Origin of the sequence: Saonia flava, assembly GCF_011927795.1 — a bacterium.
GTDB classification, from domain to species: domain Bacteria; phylum Bacteroidota; class Bacteroidia; order Flavobacteriales; family Flavobacteriaceae; genus Saonia; species Saonia flava.
This window is the reverse complement of sequence record NZ_JAATJJ010000001.1, coordinates 1,802,130-1,822,049: the sequence shown is the minus strand read 5'-3', so window position 1 is coordinate 1,822,049 and position 19,920 is coordinate 1,802,130. Positions and strand designations below refer to the sequence as shown.

General features: G+C 37.1%; 19 protein-coding genes. 10 read left to right on the top strand and 9 right to left on the bottom strand.

All coding sequences use genetic code 11. The features are described from left to right. Window positions 1-24 precede the first annotated feature (24 nt). Window positions 25-990 (top strand): sensor histidine kinase, encoded by a 966-nt coding sequence (locus GGR42_RS07930; RefSeq protein ID WP_394352759.1) that lies wholly within the window; start codon window positions 25-27, stop codon window positions 988-990. Here GGR42_RS07930 and GGR42_RS07925 read toward each other — a convergent pair. After that, complete coding sequence (locus GGR42_RS07925) at window positions 915-2,027, bottom strand: glycosyltransferase (protein ID WP_167962602.1); 1,113 nt, start codon at window positions 2,025-2,027, stop codon at window positions 915-917. The genes GGR42_RS07930 and GGR42_RS07925 overlap by 76 nt on opposite strands. 73 nt (window positions 2,028-2,100) lie before the next feature. Here GGR42_RS07925 and trmB point away from each other — a divergent pair, with 73 nt between their 5' ends. The 6 genes from trmB (at window position 2,101) to GGR42_RS07895 (ending at window position 5,650) form a co-directional block, all read left to right on the top strand. Further along, the gene (gene trmB, locus GGR42_RS07920) at window positions 2,101-2,772 is read left to right on the top strand and encodes a tRNA (guanosine(46)-N7)-methyltransferase TrmB (protein ID WP_167962600.1); all 672 of its coding nucleotides are present in this window, start codon (window positions 2,101-2,103) and stop codon (window positions 2,770-2,772) included. A 2-nt stretch (window positions 2,773-2,774) separates the two neighbouring features. Then, entirely contained in the window at window positions 2,775-3,410 is a 636-nt protein-coding gene (locus tag GGR42_RS07915; RefSeq protein WP_167962598.1) for a LysE family transporter, read from the top strand. Continuing rightward, window positions 3,407-3,739 (top strand): MGMT family protein, encoded by a 333-nt coding sequence (locus GGR42_RS07910; RefSeq protein WP_167962596.1) that lies wholly within the window; start codon window positions 3,407-3,409, stop codon window positions 3,737-3,739. The genes GGR42_RS07915 and GGR42_RS07910 overlap by 4 nt, the downstream gene beginning before the upstream one ends. A 122-nt stretch (window positions 3,740-3,861) precedes the next feature. Beyond that, window positions 3,862-5,004 carry an Mrp/NBP35 family ATP-binding protein gene (locus GGR42_RS07905; RefSeq protein WP_167962594.1) on the top strand — a complete coding sequence of 381 codons (1,143 nt, stop codon included), beginning with the start codon at window positions 3,862-3,864 and terminating at the stop codon, window positions 5,002-5,004. A gap of 2 nt (window positions 5,005-5,006) precedes the next feature. Then, window positions 5,007-5,246 (top strand): NifU family protein, encoded by a 240-nt coding sequence (locus GGR42_RS07900; protein ID WP_167962592.1) that lies wholly within the window; start codon window positions 5,007-5,009, stop codon window positions 5,244-5,246. Window positions 5,247-5,317: 71 nt separating this feature from the next. Then, window positions 5,318-5,650 carry a 2Fe-2S iron-sulfur cluster-binding family protein gene (locus GGR42_RS07895; RefSeq protein WP_167962590.1) on the top strand — a complete coding sequence of 111 codons (333 nt, stop codon included), beginning with the start codon at window positions 5,318-5,320 and terminating at the stop codon, window positions 5,648-5,650. Here the strand turns inward: GGR42_RS07895 and GGR42_RS07890 are convergent. After that, complete coding sequence (locus GGR42_RS07890) at window positions 5,647-7,383, bottom strand: ABC transporter ATP-binding protein (protein WP_167962588.1); 1,737 nt, start codon at window positions 7,381-7,383, stop codon at window positions 5,647-5,649. The genes GGR42_RS07895 and GGR42_RS07890 overlap by 4 nt on opposite strands. 134 nt (window positions 7,384-7,517) lie before the next feature. On the opposite strand from GGR42_RS07890, the gene GGR42_RS07885 reads away from it, so the two are divergent. Next, window positions 7,518-9,701, top strand: a complete 2,184-nt coding sequence (locus tag GGR42_RS07885; RefSeq protein ID WP_167962586.1) for an acylase — start codon at window positions 7,518-7,520, stop codon at window positions 9,699-9,701. Here GGR42_RS07885 and GGR42_RS07880 read toward each other — a convergent pair whose 3' ends face one another. The 5 genes from GGR42_RS07880 to GGR42_RS07860 form a co-directional block, all read right to left on the bottom strand. Next, window positions 9,702-10,340, bottom strand: coding sequence for a hypothetical protein (locus GGR42_RS07880; RefSeq protein WP_167962584.1), 639 nt, complete (start codon window positions 10,338-10,340; stop codon window positions 9,702-9,704). 115 nt (window positions 10,341-10,455) lie between these two features. Next, entirely contained in the window at window positions 10,456-11,520 is a 1,065-nt protein-coding gene (locus tag GGR42_RS07875) for a dipeptidase (RefSeq protein WP_167962582.1), read from the bottom strand. 3 nt (window positions 11,521-11,523) lie between these two features. Then, the gene (locus tag GGR42_RS07870; protein WP_167962580.1) at window positions 11,524-12,639 is read right to left on the bottom strand and encodes a D-TA family PLP-dependent enzyme; all 1,116 of its coding nucleotides are present in this window, start codon (window positions 12,637-12,639) and stop codon (window positions 11,524-11,526) included. 7 nt (window positions 12,640-12,646) lie between these two features. After that, window positions 12,647-13,111, bottom strand: coding sequence for a RidA family protein (locus GGR42_RS07865; RefSeq protein WP_167962578.1), 465 nt, complete (start codon window positions 13,109-13,111; stop codon window positions 12,647-12,649). A gap of 4 nt (window positions 13,112-13,115) precedes the next feature. Then, window positions 13,116-14,432 carry a gluconate:H+ symporter gene (locus GGR42_RS07860; RefSeq protein ID WP_167962576.1) on the bottom strand — a complete coding sequence of 439 codons (1,317 nt, stop codon included), beginning with the start codon at window positions 14,430-14,432 and terminating at the stop codon, window positions 13,116-13,118. Window positions 14,433-14,607: 175 nt separating this feature from the next. Between GGR42_RS07860 and GGR42_RS07855 the strand changes: the two genes are divergently transcribed. Then, entirely contained in the window at window positions 14,608-15,330 is a 723-nt protein-coding gene (locus tag GGR42_RS07855) for an energy transducer TonB (protein WP_167962570.1), read from the top strand. Here GGR42_RS07855 and GGR42_RS07850 read toward each other — a convergent pair. Further along, a complete protein-coding gene (locus GGR42_RS07850; RefSeq protein WP_167962568.1) occupies window positions 15,327-16,223 on the bottom strand; it encodes a metallophosphoesterase in 897 nt (298 codons plus the stop codon). The two genes, GGR42_RS07855 and GGR42_RS07850, sit on opposite strands and share 4 nt — an antisense overlap. 113 nt (window positions 16,224-16,336) lie before the next feature. On the opposite strand from GGR42_RS07850, the gene GGR42_RS07845 reads away from it, so the two are divergent. Further along, on the top strand, window positions 16,337-18,706 hold the full coding sequence (locus tag GGR42_RS07845; protein ID WP_167962566.1) for a GAF domain-containing protein: 2,370 nt from the start codon (window positions 16,337-16,339) through the stop codon (window positions 18,704-18,706). 3 nt (window positions 18,707-18,709) lie between these two features. Here the strand turns inward: GGR42_RS07845 and GGR42_RS07840 are convergent, their stop codons facing one another. Further along, a complete protein-coding gene (locus tag GGR42_RS07840; RefSeq protein ID WP_167962564.1) occupies window positions 18,710-19,894 on the bottom strand; it encodes a Pycsar system effector family protein in 1,185 nt (394 codons plus the stop codon). Between the last annotated feature and the right edge of the window lie 26 nt (window positions 19,895-19,920).

Sequence of the window (19,920 nt, the reverse complement as noted above, 5' to 3'; positions counted from 1 at the left end):
TTAAGCCTTGCCATGGTTGGGTTTATGTTTTATAAAAATGACTTGGATTATATTTTTCTGGCCATTTTTCTTCCCGTTGTTTTTCTTATTTCATTCCTAATAATCCAGATTAGGGTAGAAAAATTTATATATAAGAGGGTAAAAAGAATATATGATGATGTTTCTTTGCTGGAAACGTCTTCATTTACTTCCCGTCCTATTACCACGGACATGAAAACGTTGACCGAGGAAATTGAAAAATTTGCTCAGGACAAGAAAATTGAAATAGATACACTTAAAATTAGAGAAGAGTATAGGAAAGATTTTTTGGGAAATGTATCCCATGAATTAAAAACGCCTTTGTTTACCGTTCAAGGGTATATCCTAACCCTTTTGGATGGAGCTATGGACGATGCCAATGTTCGTAAAAAATATTTGCAAAGAGCCAGTAAAGGGGTAGAAAGGCTTATTTATATTGTTAAGGACCTTGATTTAATTACCAAATTGGAGACCCAAGATTCCAAACTGGAATTGGAAAGCTTCAATATCATAGAACTTATCCAAAGTGTTTTTGATCTTTTGGAAATGAAGGCAGCAAAAAAACATATTTCCTTAACCTTTGATATGGAATATAAAGACCCAATCTATGTATGGGCAGATAAAGAGAAAATACAGCAAGTGGTTTCCAATCTTTTGGTGAATTCCATTAAATATGGCCATGATAAAGGAACCACAGAGGTAAGTGTGGAAAATTTAATAAAGAATAAGGTGATTGTAAGGGTAACAGATAATGGTGAGGGAATTGCCAAAGAACACATTCCCAGACTTTTCGAGCGTTTTTATAGAGTGGATAAAAGTGGAAGCAGAAAAGAAGGTGGTTCTGGGTTAGGGCTTTCCATAGTAAAGCACATTATAGAGGCGCACGACGAAAAAATCTATATAGAAAGTGTTGAGGATGTGGGTTCGGAGTTTTCGTTTACCTTGGAAAAAGCAGAAAACAGACCAGAATAGTCTAAAAAGGAATTAAAACTTTTTAACCCTTCATATTTAGTTACTTTTTCTAAATCCTTTAAAGTAAATTCTTCTTGCTTGGCATAGGGCACCAATCTATTTTTATGAAGTCTTTTGGCCAAATATTCTTGCTCATATTGGCCTGGGGTTGGTATAAAAAAGGCCTTCTTTTCCATTTTTGCCAAATCTAAAATGGTTGTGTACCCAGATCTGCAAAGAATAAGCTCGCTTTCAGAAATTGCATTTTGTAAACCCTCAGACTGCATAAAATTATAAAAAGTCACATTCGCATTTCCCAAGGTTTTGTTTTCCTTTTGTTGGGAACCTTCAATAACACCTTTAACAAAAAGGACCTGCCCGATGTAAGTGGGTATCTCAGCCAATAATTTTTCCTCTAACAAAGTTCTCTGGGGCTCTGGTCCAGAAAGCAGTATCATTAAATCGTATTTTTTTGTGCTATTAGTTTTATTAAACCGACTTAGAGGTCCCAAATATTTAATATTTAAGTTAGAATTTTTAATATGCCCCAATCGGCCAGATAGATTGGGTTTGGACTTAACATCTGGCACCCAGCACTCGGTATATTTGGAAATTATTTTCTGATGCACTTTGGAACTCATCCAAGACGTATTTCCTGTAAGTACATTTAGTTGATGGGTTATAAAAATAGAAGGCACTTTTTTACTATAAACACCCAGTCTGTTATCAGAAATTATGCCGTCCAACTTAAGTTTCTTAACCAATTTTTTAGTTTGTTTTTTCTCATTGGCCATTGCTTTCAAAATCTTTGGAGAATCCCAAATCATTTTTAATTTAAAGTTTTTTCCTTTTTTTGCATACTTTATTTTGTATGATGGAAGTTCGGCAAATTCAAGATTTGGGAACTCTTTTTGTAACAAAGAGAGCGCTACACCGTCTGAAGCTATAATGGGGGTATGTCCATTTACCAATAAGGCATTAATAATGGGGATACAACGTGTGGCATGGCCAAGCCCCCAATTTAAAGGCGCCACTAAAATTCGTTTGGAATTAATCATAACTACAAAGGAACATAACCCAAAAGGTTTGCAGATTTCCTTAGTTTTGTCAAATCATTAAATTTTGGTTTCCGTGGGGAGCAAGAACAAGTTAAAAAGGTTTAAAGAGAACGAAACTTTTAAAAACGTTATTCAACCAACTAGGGAGGTTGTGGAGAACGGTGAATTTACTCTAAAAGGTAATTGGGCTTCGCATTTTGGAAACAATAACCCTGTTGTTTTGGAGCTTGGCTGTGGAAAAGGAGAGTACACTATTGGTCTGGCAAAAAGAAATAAAAACAAAAACTTTATTGGGATTGATATAAAAGGAGCTCGATTTTGGCGTGGCGCAAAAACTGCGCAGGAAGAAGGGTTGGACAATGTGGCCTTTTTGCGCACTCAAATAGAATTGGTTGATCTCCTTTTTGCAGAAAATGAAGTGTCAGAGATTTGGATTACCTTCCCAGATCCCCAAATTAAATATAAGCGAACCAAACATAGAATGACAAATGAAGTGTTTTTAAATAAGTATAAATCCATTTTAGTTGATGGAGGAGAAATAAATTTGAAAACAGATAGTGAGTTTATGCATGGTTATACACTTGGCATATTGCATGGCTTAAAACACGAAGTTGTTTATGCCAATCATGATGTCTATAAGAATGAGGGAAGTCCAAAGGAAGTACTGGAAATTCAGACTTTCTATGAAAATCAGTATCTTGAAAAAGGAAAACCAATTACTTATATAAAGTTCAGGCTTAACTAACCATGACCCATTTGCTTATTCTCTTTTTTGTAACTTTTTCAGCTGCTTTTATGGCTACTGTGCCTCCTGGGCTTTTAAACATGAATGCTGCTAAAACCAGTGTTGAGAAGGGAAAGGGGAATGCTATTATTTTTAGTTTAGGTGTTTCTACTATGATAATGGCACAGGCATACGTTGCTGTTGTTATTTCCAAATATTTACATAGAAACCCAGAGGTAATAGATTTGCTTTTAAAAATTGCCTTGGGAGTATTTGCATTTTTTTCCATTTATTTTTTTGTGCTTGCCAAAAGGCATAAAAAAAAGAAAATAAAAATGGTGAAAGTGAGCAAGAAGAACAGTTTTTTCAAAGGAATGCTTTTGGCGGCACTTAATTTGTTGACCATTCCTTACTATAGTGGACTTAATGCCATGTGGAAAACATCTGGTTGGATCAAGTTTGAAATATGGGATATTTTGGTGTTCATTTTGGCCGCTGGTTTCGGAACGTTTACCGTTTTATATCTGTATACTGTCTACTTCAATAAATTGGAAACCAAAACAGACCGTTTTTCCAAAAATTCCAATTATATTCTTAGTGCTTTAATGTTGTTGCTTTTGGTCATTACCATTTTTAGAATTTTTTATAGGGAACCATGAACCCAGATAACAAAAATTTCTTTGAAAAAGTATATGATGTTGCTAGGCGTATCCCATATGGTAGGGTAACCTCATATGGGGCAATTGCTAAATATTTGGGAGCTGCCCGTAGTGCCCGTATGGTAGGTTGGGCCATGAACGGTTCCGGACTTAAGGAAGATGTACCTGCGCACAGAGTGGTAAATAGGTTGGGACTATTAACTGGCAAACATCATTTTGACGGAACCAATCTTATGCAGCAGTTGCTGGAAAATGAAGGTGTTAAAGTTGTTAATAATCAAATTATAGATTTTGATAAACACTTCTGGGATCCAGGAAAAGAATTATAGCCAAATCTTTCATAAAACCACTTTTTTAATAAGATGGCCACTCTTTATAATCTCCTGTTTATAACCTATCTTTGTAATTTAGAATCAATTTAAACGACTGCTGAACAACAGCAAACTATATAATGAAATTGAACAAGAAGGACATTCTTAAATCATTGGAGAGTATTACTGTCCCAGGAGAAGGCCAAAACATGGTAGAAAGTGGGGCCGTAACCAATGTTATGGTATTTGGTGATGAGGTTGTTGTAGACCTCACCATTAAAAATCCAAGTTTACAGGCCAGAAAGAAAACTGAAGTGGAAATCCTCAAGATAATTCATAGAGAGGTATATGAAAAGGCTAAAATAACGGTGAATGTTAAGGTAGATGCTCCAGCTGCAAAGCCTAAGACCAATGAGATTAAGGGGAAGCCAATCCCTGGAATAAAGAATATTATCGCAGTTGCCTCTGGTAAAGGTGGAGTAGGAAAATCTACCGTAACTGCAAATCTGGCCGTAACCTTGGCAAAAATGGGCTTTAAAGTTGGTTTGTTAGATGCGGATATCTATGGGCCCTCCATGCCCATAATGTTTGATGTTGCACAAGAAAGGCCATTATCCATTAAGGTGGACGGGAAATCTAAAATGAAGCCCATTGAAAGTTACGGTGTTCAATTATTGTCCATTGGATTTTTTACTCAGCCCAATCAAGCGGTAATTTGGAGAGGGCCAATGGCTTCTAAGGCCTTGAACCAAATGATTTTTGATGCACATTGGGGAGAGTTGGATTTTATGTTGTTGGATTTACCACCGGGAACAGGAGATATTCATCTTAGTATTATGCAGGCCATGCCCATAACAGGTGCTGTTGTAGTGAGTACACCGCAAGAAGTGGCCTTGGCAGACGCAAGAAAAGGAGTGGCTATGTTCCAACAAGACTCCATTAATGTTCCTGTTCTGGGGATTATTGAAAATATGGCCTATTTTACACCAGATGAACTTCCAAACAATAAATATTATATCTTTGGTAAAGAAGGAGCCAAACATCTTGCAGAAGATTTAGAGGTTCCATTTTTAGGTGAGATTCCGCTAGTGCAAAGTATTAGGGAAGCAGGGGATGTGGGAAGACCAGCTGCTATGCAGACGGCTACACCAATTGAAGCTGCATTTGAGGAACTAACAAAAAATGTGGTTTCTGAAGTAGTAAAGAGAAATAAAGATTTACCTCCAACAGAGGCAATAAAAATTACAACAATGGCAGGTTGTTCTGCTGTTAAAAAGAAATAAGAATGACATCAGAGGAACTAAAAGCAAAAGTGGAATTGGCTTTGGAAGAGATTCGCCCTTTTTTACAAAGTGATGGCGGTGATATATCATTAATCTCAATTGACAATGAAACTTCTGTAAAAGTAAAACTGGAAGGAGCTTGCATAGGCTGTAGTGTAAACCAAATGACTCTTAAGAGCGGTGTTGAAATGACCATTAAAAAGCATGCCCCACAGATACAAGAGGTGGTCAATATTGGGTAAATGGCACAATTCTTGAAAAACAGTAAATAAGTAAATATTTCTTCACTAGATCACAGTTTTACCAATAAATAATGTCCGATATAAAAATTAAGATTACAGACCGTGAAGGTGTTATACATGATGTTGATGCACCCACAGATATGAATATGAATCTTATGGAGGTGGTTCGTTCTTATGAGCTGGCACCTGAAGGAACTATTGGGATTTGTGGTGGTATGGCCATGTGTGCCTCTTGCCAGTGTTATGTGACTTCTGACCATGAGCTTCCAGAAATGTCTGATGATGAAGAAGCCATGTTGTCCGAGGCTTTCAATGTAGAGGACAATAGCCGTTTGGGATGCCAAATACATATGGCGGAAGATTTGGATGGTTTAGAAGTGGTATTGGCACCTGCAGAGGATTAAATCCTCGCTTGATATGTAAATAGATTATAATACCTACCCTCTTTAGCAATCAATTCATCATGAGTGCCCTGTTCGGCAATATGCCCGTCTTCTATTACTAAAATCTGATCTGCTTTTCTAATTGTGCTCAATCTATGGGCAATGACAAAAGTAGTTCTTCCTTTGGTAAGTTCTGCCAAACTTTTTTGTATCAAAGCTTCACTTTCTGTATCCAGACTGGAAGTGGCTTCATCCAAGATTAAAATTTTAGGATCCGCCAAAATAGCTCGGGCTATAGCAATGCGCTGTCTTTGTCCACCGGATAGTTTTACACCGCGTTCCCCAATCAAGGTTTCCAACCCATCTTCAAATCGGTCTGTAAATTCATCCACATAAGCTGCTTTCACTGCTTTTTGTAATTCTTCTTCTGAAGCATTGGGTCTGGGGAACAAAATATTTTCACGAATGGTACCTTCAAATAAAAATTCGTCCTGCAAAACCACGCCTAAATGTTTACGGTAACTACTAAGGATAACCTTGGAAATATCAGTCCCATCAATAGTAATCTTTCCAGATTGGGGATTTAAAAAAGTGGCCGCCAAGCCAGCTATGGTAGATTTTCCAGAACCTGAACTCCCTACAAGAGCAGTTACAGAACCTTGCTTGGCTTTAAAACTAATATTGTGCAATACTTCCTTGTCCTCTTCATAGGCAAAGGAAACATCATTAAAAATAATGTTTCCCTTTACAGTGCTGAGTGAGATGTTTCTATGCTCCTCATCCATTTCTGCAGTTTTGTTCATCAACTCTTCTGTGCGATCCAAACCTGCCAGTGCCTCCGTCAACTGACTTCCAATGTTACTCATCTGCATAATTGGAGCAATCATTAATCCTAATAAAAAAGTGAATTCTATATATTCTCCCGTAGTAAGGTCGCCAAACATAATTTCATAGCCGCCGATTCCCATAATGCCCGCTGTTGCCAGTCCTAACAGGAACGTGGAAGAACTGGACATAAAAGCGGTGGCAGTAAGACTCTTTTTAACATTTTTGAACAGCTTCTCCACGCCTTCTTCAAAAACCGTATGTTCTTGCTTTTCAGCATTAAAGCCCTTTATTACCCTAATACCTCCTAAAGTTTCTGTTAAGCGGCCCTTAACTTCGGCATTTATTTTTCCACGATTTCTAAAAACAGGGCGTATAATTTTAAACGCTTTTAAAGCAATTACGGCAAAAATTGCTAAAGGAACCAATGTAAACAAAGTCATGTATGGACTTATACGTAGCAATAAAATTAGGGAAACAATAGCTGTAATAGTACCACCCACTAATTGAACCAATCCTGTTCCTATTAGGTTTCGCACTCCTTCTACATCAGACATAATGCGGGAAACCAAAGCTCCAGATTTTGTGTTATCAAAAAAACGAATAGGTAACGAAAGCACTTTTTTCTGTACTTGCGCACGCAATTCAGAGATTAAATATTGTGCCTGTACACTTAGAATTTTAGTCAATAGAAATGAAGTGATGGCCTGTGCCAAAAGGGCTAGGATTACTACAACAATCAGAATTTTTAAGAATTTGACATCCTTATTGGGGATAATATCATCAAAAAAATACTTTAGTGACATTGGGGTCACAAAACTGGCAGCTTTACTTATAACAATCAAGACCAATCCAATGAAGACCAAATTGCGTTTGGGCCAAATAATGGTCTGGAATGCTTTTAGGATGCTTACTTTTTTATCGGACATAGAAATGGGTGGTCAGTTTTCTGAAGAAATTCAAATCAAAAATATGGCAATTAAGGGACTAATAGGTGGTATTAGGATATTTTTAATAGTTAAAAGAGTATTTGCTACTTTTAAAGAATCGAACATGGAATAATATGATTAAGAATTTTATTAGAATTATAGGCTTATCTGTATTCTTTGGATTTATATCCTGTAAGACAGAAAAACAACTTACAGAGCTAGAGCGTTGGGAAGAGCAGGCAAATAATGTTACAATCATTCGGGATGATTTTGGTGTTCCCCATATTTATGGGAAAACAGATGCGGATACAGTATTTGGATTATTATATGCCCAGTGCGAAGACGATTTTAACCGTGTGGAGCAAAATTATATTTGGGCTACTGGTAGATTGGCCGAAGTTGAAGGGGAAGAAGCTTTGTACAGTGATTTACGGGCCAAATTATTTATGACCCAAGAAGAGGCCATTGCCAATTATGAAAAAAGTCCGGGATGGTTAAAAAAGTTGTGTGATGCTTTTGCTGATGGAATAAATTATTATTTACACACACATCCTGAGGTAACACCTAAACTCTTGACCCATTTTGAACCTTGGATGCCCATGTATTTTAGTGAAGGATCTATTGGGGGAGATATAGAACGAATTTCTATTCGAAAAATAAGGGCATTTTATGAAGGTGGGATGGAGATTCCTGAACTAGAGGAACTTCAAATTAAAAAAGAAGAAGAAATGGCCGAACCCCAGGGTTCCAATGGAATTGCTATTTCAGGTAAATTGACACAGTCTGGTAATGCCATGTTGCTCATCAATCCGCATACTTCTTTTTATTTTAGGGGAGAAGTGCATGTTGTGAGCGAGGAAGGGTTAAATGCGTATGGAGCAGTGACTTGGGGTCAATTTTTTGTATATCAAGGCTTTAATGAAAAAACGGGGTGGATGCACACCTCTACCTATACCGATGTGATGGATGAATTTAAGGAGGACATTGTAAAAATGGATGATGATTTGTTCTATCAATATGGAGAGGAATTGCGACCTGTAACCACATCGGAAGTTGTTTTAAAATACAAGGTTGGGGATTCTCTAAAAGAGAAAACCTTCCCTGCCTATCGTACGCACCATGGCCCTATTACCCATCAGGTAGCTGATCAATGGACAGCTTCTGCCATGATGTGGGAGCCGGTAAAAGCTTTGGAGCAATCCTTTATCAGGACAAAGCAAGATGGATATGATGGTTTTAGAAAGATGATGGACATTCGTACCAATTCCTCCAACAATACGGTTTATGCCGATGCTGAGGGAAATATTGGCTATTTTCATGGGAATTTTATTCCTGTTCGTGATACCATTTTTGATTATACCAAGCCAGTTGATGGCAGTAACCCCAAAACGGATTGGCAAGGTTTGCATACAGTTGATGAAAACATATTGCTTTTAAACCCAGGAAATGGTTGGTTACAAAACTGTAACTCTACCCCATTTACGGCTGCTATGGAGTACAGTCCCATAAAAGAGAATTACCCCAACTATATGTCTAGGGACCAAGAAAATTTTAGGGGAGTGCATGCCATAGAATTGTTGAAGGATAGAAAAGAATATACTATTGATAGTTTGATACAATTGGCGCATGATCCATATCTACCTGCATTTGAGGTTTTGATTCCTGGTCTGGTTGAAGCTTATGATAAAATTGATAGAACAAAAGAGTTGGGCGCCCCTATAGAAATCCTTAGAAATTGGAATTACAAAACTTCCAAAGAGTCTGTTGCCATGACTTTGGCAGAATATTATGGAACTTTATATATGCAAAAAAGAGCTGCTCCACAGGGATTAAGTTATATGGATCGTGTAGTATATTTTGGTTCTAAATCTAACCTTGATGAAAGAATATCAATTTTTGAAGAAGCCGTTAAAAGGTTAGAAAATGATTTTGGCTCATGGAACATTCCTTGGGGAGAGGTGAACCGTTATCAAAGAATCAATGGGGATATTCGCCAACTTTTTAATGATGACAAACCCAGTATTCCTATTGGTTTTGCCTCTGGACGTTGGGGAGCACTTGCCGCTTATGGTGCAAGATATACCAACAATACCAAAAAAATATATGGGACACGTGGCAATAGTTTTGCAGCGGTTGTGGAATTTGGAGATAAGGTAGCAGCAAAAAGTATTTTGGCTGGTGGACAAAGTGGCGACCCCAGTTCACCTCATTTTGATGATCAAATTAAACGGTATGCCAATGCTGAGTGGAAAAAAGTGGCCTTTTATAAAGAAGATGTGTTAAAAAGAGCGGAGAAAACGTATCATCCTGGAGAATGATTAATCTTCTTTAATGATAATAAGAGATGCCTTAGCTCCAGTGGATAAATTCCATCTATTGGAATAGATTATTTTGCCATTTTCATCATACACGTCCACTTGTGCTGTGTTAGGACCGGAAGTTCCTTGGTTCAAAGCTTCAAAATCCAATCTGTTAAAACCTTTGTCTAAATCTATATTAATGCCTTTAAAGGCTCCTGTGAGTAAAATGTTCGGTTCTATAACCATGTCATTGACATAAATTTTTACTCGATCACCATCAACATATTCATGATCACGACAAACAATGCCAACAAATTTAGCTGTTGTCTTAATATCGCCCAGATACATATCTCCGTAATGTGACTTATCCCCAGATTTTTCTTTTTCGCCAATTTTTGCATCTATGACCATGTCATGCCCCGCTTGTAGCAACTCTTTGTCTGGCAACATTTTAATTTCTGGTTTTTTATCCAGATCTAAGGGTTCGGGGACCACGGAAGGAATATTTAACCTTGAAGATGGGTTTGGGGTTTCAGGCAAGTCTATCTTGTTGTCCGCAGGCTCAATATTTAAGGATTGGGTCTGGGACAAATCAGTCTGTGCAAATCCATGCACGGATAACATCAAAAAAAATAAAACAAAATAATTATGTTTCATGGGTAAATAGTCGCCAATACACAGTAAAATTAACAAATACCTTGCCAATAGTAGTTTAAACTCCTGTTAAAAAGGAATTCTAAATAAATTTTTCGATGAAAGGATAGATTTAGTTTTAACCCCATACATTTTTGAGGAAATCAATGAAGTTTTTATTCATGATGTTTTCAATATCTGTTTCACTATATCCCCTTTTGGACAATAATAAAGGCACTTTTTGAAGGTCTGCAATAGTTTCCAAATCAGTTGGGCATTGTTCCTTTCCAAAGCCTCCATCCAAATCGGTTCCAATACCTACATGGTTTACATTTCCTGCTAACTGGCATATATGATCAATGTTGTTGATCATTTGTTCTAAAGAAACGCCCATTCCTTGCGGTGTTGATTCTCCCCTTACCCAATTTGGAACCATCATCCAAGCATCTAAAGCAATACCGATTACTGCATTTCTGTTGATTAGTTCATTTATTTGCTCATCAGAAAATTGTCTGTTATGGTCAACAAATTTTCTACAATTGTTATGACTGGCCCATACAGGCCCATTGTAGACTTTCATGGTTTCCCAAAAACTTTCGTCACATAAATGGGTGGCATCCAATATTAAGTTAAGGCGTTCTATTTCTTTTAACAATTCTTTTCCTTTAGTGCCAATTCCGCCAACGGAATTTGTGCCATGCGCGTAGGTTCCAGGACCATAATGGGCTGGGCCTATGGCACGCAATCCTTGTTCATGGGATTTTTTTAAGTGATCAATTGTAATGATAGAATCTGCCCCTTCCAGACTTAAAATATAGCCAATGGGACATTTTATATTGTCTTTTTTCCAATTTTGTAGATGGCTTTCCAATTGTTTGGTATTTGTAATCTGAATCAATTCCCCAGCATCCTCCATAGCTTTGTACCATGCCAATTGCCCTTGTGTCTGTGCCCATGCTTGGTGTGGAGAATTCCATCCGGGAAGAGGGCTTTCTTTTTTTACATATCTGGCAATTTGTGTGGCAACACACAAGCCAATGTTTCCTTGCCTTAAAGCTTTAAAAGAAACTGTGTTTTTTGCTCTATCGGGTTTGTCGACCATACCAATTTCACTCTCCCGAATCTCTTCCACGGACCATCTTAAATCTCTATTCCATTCCATGGCATTCATGGACAAATCCAAATGTGCGTCTAGTATAAACATAATTTAAATAGATATTTTATGGTCTCTTGCTGCAACTTTCCAAGAACCGGTAACAGTACCATCAACAACAGTCAATACATCATTGTATTTTGCCACTGTTGGACAAATGTGAATGGGAATGGCGTAAAAAGAATCCCCAATATTGTATTTTGATGTGTCTTGGCACTTAATGACCAAATGTTCCTCACTTTGACCTATTTGTTCTAGGGTATTTCTATCCAATATTTTTATTCGAGGAAGAGGCATCTCTGATGCTACCGCTTTATGCCCCAGATCTAGACATATGGTATTCGGCCTTGGCTTGCTTACTACCCTTGTAAACAATATAGCTGCGGGTATAAACGGTAAATCTGGATAATTATCAGAATATCCTTGGTCCCAGAGCAAAGGTGTTCCTGGGCTGGTTTCTACATTTTCTCTTTGGGCATGAATAGGAAAAGTTGGGGAGCCCCCGGCAACTATGTTTTTGACGGAAACACCTAATTTCTCAATCTCCTTTTTAAGCTGTAGAACAGTATTAAAAGAGACATCGCATTTTTCTTTTCGCAAAGCATAGTTAGAATCATGAATATGACCATCATAGGCATGTAAACCTTCAGCGCATAAATTTGGGTTATCATCGATGGATTTATATAATTTCACTGCTTTTTCATCTGGAATTATTCCTGTTCTGTCCATTCCACAATTAACATCCAACCAAATGGGGATTTTTATATTCTTTGATGAAGCTAAATGTGCAATTTCCTTAAGTGATGCAGTATTGTCTATAATTGTTGAAAATTTAGAATTGGGATATTGCTTTAATAAGGTAAAAAAACGAGCAACATTTGCCCCAACCGGCTGCATGGCCAATAGGATATCTTTGACATTGCATTGGGCAAGAAGTTCGGCCTCGGCAATTGTTGCACATTTAAATTTTGTGATTCCGTAAGCCAATTGCAGCTGAATAATTTCACCAATTTTATGGGTTTTAATATGAGGCCGGAGAAAATTTGACCCACCAGCTATTTTGATCATCAATTGAATATTGTATTCAATAATATCAGGATATACCAATAAGGAAGGAGATATAACATTTTCGGTATTTAGGAGCTTGTACCGTTCTTGGGGATGTATCATGCTTTTTCTAATGAAGTTGAAACATGGCCTCTACTTCTACTGGAATACCATCTGGGAGCATCATACCAACTGCACTTCTTGCCCCCACACCATTGTCCATACCAAAAATATCGGCCATGAGTTCACTAAAACCATTAATGACCAAAGGATGTTTAGTAAAATCTGGGGTGCAATTAACCATTCCCAATACCTTTACAACCCTTTTTATTTTGTCCAAATCACCAAAATGTGTTTGGATGCTGGATAGCATGGTAAGGCCAACTTGCCGAGCAGCCAATTTAGCTTCTTCTATATCAAGATTATCGCCTGCTCGCCCCAACATTAGGGTTCCATCTTGTTTTACAGGCCCTTGGCCAGAAACATATAGGAAATTATCCACTACCAAAATAGGTCTGTACAATCCCGCAGGTTTTGGTGCTGGAGGTAATATTAAACCTAATTCCTTTATTCTTTTTGAAGGTGAACTACTCATAGCATTATACAAATAAACTTAAAATTAATGTTCCTATTAATCCTACGATACCAACTGTGGTTTCCATTACCGTCCAAGTAGAAAGAGTTTCTTTTACGGAAAGATTAAAATATTCTTTAAACAACCAAAAACCGCTATCATTTACATGGGAAAGCATTAAGCTTCCAGATCCAATGGCGAGTACCATAAGTTCTGGGCTAACACCAGTGCCAGAAACCAACGGAAAAACGATTCCCGCAGCAGTGAGGCCTGCAACGGTTGCCGAACCTACGCACACTCTAATTACTGTGGCAATTAACCAAGCCAATATTAAGGGTGAAATACTTGTGTCTTTTAAAGATTCTGCAATGTAATCGCTCACACCACTATCAATCAATATTTGTTTTAATGCCCCAGAACCTGCAATAATTAAAAGAACCATAGTGATGCCCGAAATTGAACTTGAGACAGAGCTCATTACGTCATCCATTTTTTTGCCCCGGGCCAATCCCAAGGTAAAGATGGCAACCAAAACGGCAATCAACATGGCAATCACAGGATTCCCTATGAAAAGAATGATAGTTCTTCCGGGAAAATCTATAGGAAGAACAGCTTCTAGAATGGTTGAGAGCCCAATTAAAATGATTGGTAATAATGCTGTAAATACACTAACTCCCATGCTGGGCATTTCATCATCTTTTAAAACCACGGGATTGTAAAATTCTTTTAGAGGAGTAGCTTTTATATTCTTGATTGTTCTAGCAAATAAAGGTCCTCCAAAGATAATAGCCGGAATGGCCACAATGATTCCGTAGAGCATGGTTTTCCCAATATTGGCATCAAAAATTGTGGCGATTCCAGTAGGGGCAGGATGTGGAGGCAGAAACCCATGGGTAACCGATAAAGAGGCCAACATGGGTAGCCCTACATATAATAAGGGCAGCCCTGTAGCTGCTGCTACAGTAAAAATTAAAGGCACTAAGATCACAAATCCCACAGAATAAAACATAGGAATGCCCACAATGAAGCCTGCAATTACAACAGCCCACTGAATATTTTTCTTTCCAAAACTTGAAACTAATTTAGAAGTTATGCGTTGTGCCGCTCCACTATCGGCAACCAATTTTCCCAACATGGCTCCAAACCCTAAAATAAGAACAAGCATTCCTAAAATATTACCAATTCCCAATTGTATGGACTTTACAACCTGGTCCAGCCCCAGACCTCCTGCAAGCCCCACAAAAAGGGAAACAATGATAAAGGAAATAAATGCGTTTAGCTTGAATTTGGTAACAAGAAGGAATAATATCAAGATTCCGACAACAACAATAAGTAATGGCATTGGATTGGTTTTGGTTATAATTGATTAAGGTTAACAATGTAAGAAAACCAACCTGTTTGTGCAATAAAAAAATATAATCCAAATATTTATACAAACCTGACCAATATCATAAAATTATCAAGTAAACAGAGGTAGTTTTAAAGATATAATGATTTAATTCCAAAACTATAAGATTATGGAAATCAAGAAAAATCCAAAAGCAGATTTAAATCGTGATAGTGGCCTGTTTTTTGTCATAGGTCTTACAATTGTTCTTTTTCTTGTTTGGAGAGCCCTAGAAATGAAAACCTATGATAAGGAAGAAATATCCTTGGATATTGTTGAAATGGTAGATGATATTAAAGAAGATGCTCCAATTACTGAGACCATAAAAACACCGCCCCCTCCACCGCCCCCATCTGCACCAGAAGTTATTGAAATTGTTGAAGATGCTGCTGAGATAGAGGAAACAATTATTTCCAGTACGGAGACAAGTCAGGATGCCATTATAGAAGAGGTTGTAGAGGTAGATGATGTTGAGGTAGAGGAAGAGGAAGAAGAAATTTCTGTTCCTTTTGCAATAATTGAGGAAGTTCCAATTTTCCCTGGTTGCGAGGGATTAAAGACCAATGATGAAAGGAAGGTTTGTTTTCAACAAAAAATGCAAGAACATATAAAAAAGAATTTTAAGTATCCCGAAATATCAATTGAAATGGGTATTCAAGGTAGGGTTATTGTACTATTTGCCATTGATAGTAAAGGAGATATTGTTGGGGTTAGACCAAGAGGGCCAGATAAGCTTTTGGAAAATGAAGCGGTTAGAATCGTAAATGCCCTTCCTCGAATGATTCCTGGGCGGCAAAGAGGAAAAGCAGTAAAAGTTCCATATAGCATTCCAATAACATTTAAGATGCTTTAATTTGCCTTATAGTCTATTAATTTTTGGGGACCTTCCAATAAAATTCTCACTATCTGCAAAGTGCCATCATCTTTAGTGGCAATTTGCCATTTTATAAGGGATATTTGTCCATTTTCAATTTCTATTCCAGTGATGCTTCTGGGATGTACACAACTACCATCATTAAAAAAAGGAATGTCCCCTGGTTCCGGAAAACGAGGACGGTGCGTGTGCCCTACAATGGTAAGGAGCATATTGTTGCCAAGAATCCATTTCTTTATCCTTTTCTCAATCTTTATCAATTCCTTGTAGTTTTTTGCAGGGCTTGTTGGGTCGGCAATGCCCCATACTTGTAGAGGTTTCCATAGTACACGTACCAAGAACCTGCCCCAACGCCAAAAGGTATAGTTCCACCAATCTGCTTGATGGCCATGGGTCAAAAAAACTTCTTGCCCCGTATCCTTGTGCTTTAGAATAAGGCCCTCATAGTAGGTAATTCCTTCAAATAATTCTTTGTCTTTTTCTTCTATAGGCTCAAAATAATTAGAAAGGTTTTTCTTTACATAATTTGGATCTTTGTACACCATATCATGGTTGCCCCAGATCATGTGCAGCCTATTGGACAAATGAAATTGCCTAAGCAGTTTGAACACATGTTTATGAGCTTCAAAAATGGACTCAAAATGTACATTTTCCCATAGTTCATCTCCATCACCTAGTTCGCAATAATGAAAACCCTGCTTGTAATATTGGTTTATGGCATGAAAATAAATGTTTCTATTGTTGGCAAAATCATCCGCAAAACTGTTGTCACCCCTGTGGCAATCACTAAAAAGAATAAACTTGGAGTTGTTATCAAAAGGGAGAACCTTGGCATTTTTATAGGCCCTTGTTAATCTGGAATTGGATGACATGGTTTAATTTTTTATAAATATCTTAAAAAGAGGGGAATACTATAAGATTTTCTTTAACAAAAAAGTGTGTTGTGTTTTGTAATTTTACAATTGGAAAGTAGACATATAAGGGTATGGAACAGGAAAGGGACTCGCCATTAATACAGTTGATCAGTTTCAATAAATTATTGGAACAATATGATTCTATGGCCAAGGGAAAAGATAAAGAGCTGGCTAAAAAGGCACAACTTATCATTGATGCCCAAGCTCCCTATCCTGAGTTAAGGGATGGTTTTTCGGATTTATCACTTTTAAAGAAACATAAAGATGTCATAAACATTATCCTTCAGGACACTTTTTCGGAAGTATTGACCAACAATGAAATAAAAACAGCATCCTTACCTTTTGATGACGTCGTGTTCAATTCATCCAAAAGATTTCAAAAAATATTGGAAAATGCAGGAGGCGTTGGATTTGTTCCACATGTAAGAAACTATCCGGAACGTGATGTGTACATTGCAGCTTGCTCCATTATTTTAAATTTTCATTACGGTTATAATCTGGATTTTAGAAGGCCTTTCTTTTATGATATCCCAGATTCCAATGGGGTTATGAGACATTACCGAATTTTGTACAATGCGGATTTTGTTGAAATTTCCCCTACTGAAAACGCAAAGACCATAACCCAAGCAGATGTAGAGGATCTATTGGATAATTTTGACAATCTTGAATTATGGAAGCAAAAAATTCCACCTAACAGTTTTGTGCTAAAGGGATTTGTAATCTCAAATATGTTCGACGTTACTACCGAGCATTCCATTTCAGAAATTAAATCGAGTTTAATATCATCGAACAAAAGGGACAGTGAAAATTTTATGGATGGCCTTCAAGAAACTTTTAGGTCGTTTTTTAATATTCCCGATTTACGTGCAGGCTTTGTAACCTATAATTCAAAGGAAAATCAATTTGAGCGGGTTTTTGGAAAAGGAATGGAAAGTTTCATTTTAATGGATAAGGACATTGAGGTTTGCAATGAAGCATTATGCCAAGGCTCCTATGAAAAGCTGTTAAAACAGAACACTTATTTTTCGATATCCAATGTGGATAAATACCACAAAATTTCGGGAGGTTGTGCACCATATAAGGGCCTTAAAGAACAGGGAATCAAAAGCGCTATTTTTGCCCCAATTGCGGAAAATGGCAATTTATTGGGGGTCCTAGAATTGGTTTCGGTCCAAGTGAATGCACTTAACAGTATCAATGCCAATAAACTTGTAGATGTTATGCCTTATATAGTTTCTGCGGTATTGCGTTCCAAAATAGAAGAAGAAAATTTAATTGATGCCATAATCCAGCACGAGTGTACTTCTGTGCACTCATCTGTATATTGGAAGTTTGAGGAAGAGGCAAAAAGATTTATCAGGGAGGACATTAAGGGCAACCAGCCTACTTTTAAAGAGATTGTTTTTGAAGATGTGCACCCTTTATATGGTCAGGTAGATATTAAAGATTCTTCCAGGGCTAGGAACGAGGCCATTAAAACGGATTTGTTAATTCAATTATCAGAGATAAGCAATGTACTTTCGATGGCATGGGAAAATGAAAAATTACCCATATATGAGGAATTGATTTTTAGGGTGAACAACCATATAGATGATATTAAGGAAGTATTGTACACAAATAGTGAACAGGCCATTTTTAATTTCGTAAAAGATGAGATTAATCCTGTTTTAAAGCATCTTAAAAAAGGGAACAAACAGGTTAGTGAGTTGGTGAAGACCTATGAAAACGGGATAAGTGAAATTACAGGTTCTTATTATGACCATAGAAGAAACTACGATGAAAGTGTAATGCTCATAAATAAGAAAATGGCAGCGCTTATGGACAGAAAGCAAGAAGAAGCCCAAAGCATGTTCCCACATTATTTTGAACGCTATAAGACGGATGGGGTTGAGCATAATATGTACATAGGCAACTCCATTGTTGATGAGAAAGAATTTAACCCTTTATATCTAAGCAACCTAAGACTATGGCAATTGCAGGTTATGTGTGAAATGGAAAATGCCCATTATAATTTAAAGCCAGAACTTCCTGTTCCACTGGATGTTACCTCTTTGATTTTGGTTTATAACACCTCTTTGGCCATAAGGTTTAGAATGGATGAGAAACGATTTGATGTGGATGGCACATATAACGCCAGATATGAAATCATTAAGAAGAGGATAGATAAATCCCTTATAAAAGGTACACGGGAACGTCTTACCCAGACTGGAAAAATGGTCATTGTGTATTCCCAAAAGAAAGATGAGCTGGAGTATTTAAGGTATGTTAAGTTTTTAAGGTCCAAGGGATATTTTGGAAAGAATATTGAAATTGTGGAATTGGAGGGGTTACAAGGTGTTTCCGGTTTAAAAGCCATTAGAGCTGAAATATTGTACAAAAAGGGCAAGGAGCAGGAAAAAACCTATACCTACGAAGACCTTATGGAGGAGCTAAAAAGTTGATTTTTAAATCCTGTCTGGCCCAAAAAATTTAAAGGCAATACCAAACGCAAGTACGGAAACTATCATACCAATCATAAAAATGGTATAAGTTAACCGTAGAATTTTATATTTTTTGTTCAATACCAAGCCTAAAAAGTAAAGGTCCTTGGTTAAGGAGCTGTACATATACTCTTTATCTTTTATTAGTTCCTGTATGGCCCATTCGTAGTCGGGCAGACTCATTTTATAAAAATTCCCAAAAAAGAGCAAGTTTACTTTTTTATTTTTTACATCCTCTTTTGTGAACTCCCCTGTAGTTACATTGGGTCTAGTGGCCAAAACTGCCAGGACCATGGATACGACACTAAAAATTATAAAAATAAGAGTGGGGTATACCAGATACTTGTTGGATGGATTGTCCAATTTTGGAATAAGATTGGATAATGCCAGTGAGATAATTATGGCATTTACAGACAACAAGATGTTGGCTTTGGTGTCTGCAATATTACTTAATGTAATATGATTTTTTAAGGTAACCCTGTACAATGTCTGTATCCCGCGATCAGGACTCTCGTTCTTATACTTGGCCTTTAAAGCTTCCTTCTTGGCTATTTTTTCTTCTTTTTTATCCTGCATCAATTTTTTAAGATTTTTTTCTTTAGTGGGCAACCAGTTTTTTTTTGCATAATCGGTATAATAAGTGTGTTCTGTTTGGAACATATCAATGTTTGCCTTTCTCCAATCCTTATCAGAATAGTTAGCAATTTCTAAGAGGGACAATTCTTTTCTAAGTGCTTCAGATGTTTCCAAATAGCTTTTTTGTCCAAAATGTGAACAATCCGCATCCCGTATAATTTTTTCTTCAAGATTAATTGGAGTATAATTTCTTTGGGTTGCTTTAATAAGGGAACATACTTTTTCAACTCTATTTTTATCGTAACCGTTCTTTTCCAAGAATTCTTTTGCAATAATTGCGCTATTGTTTTCATGCCCCATTGAGCCCTTGGTATAACCCGTATCATGGAACCAAGCAGACAACAAAAGGTCTTCGCTATCTTCAGGAGTTAGTGTATGAAAATCTATTAATTCTTTAGTACTTTTAACTACTCGTTCTGTATGTCGCAAATTGTGATAGAGGTATTTGGAATCTAATTGTTTATCCAACAAATTAATTACATGACTTTTAGCTTTCTCTATTATTTCTGACATTAAACGTAGATTATGGTTCCCAAATT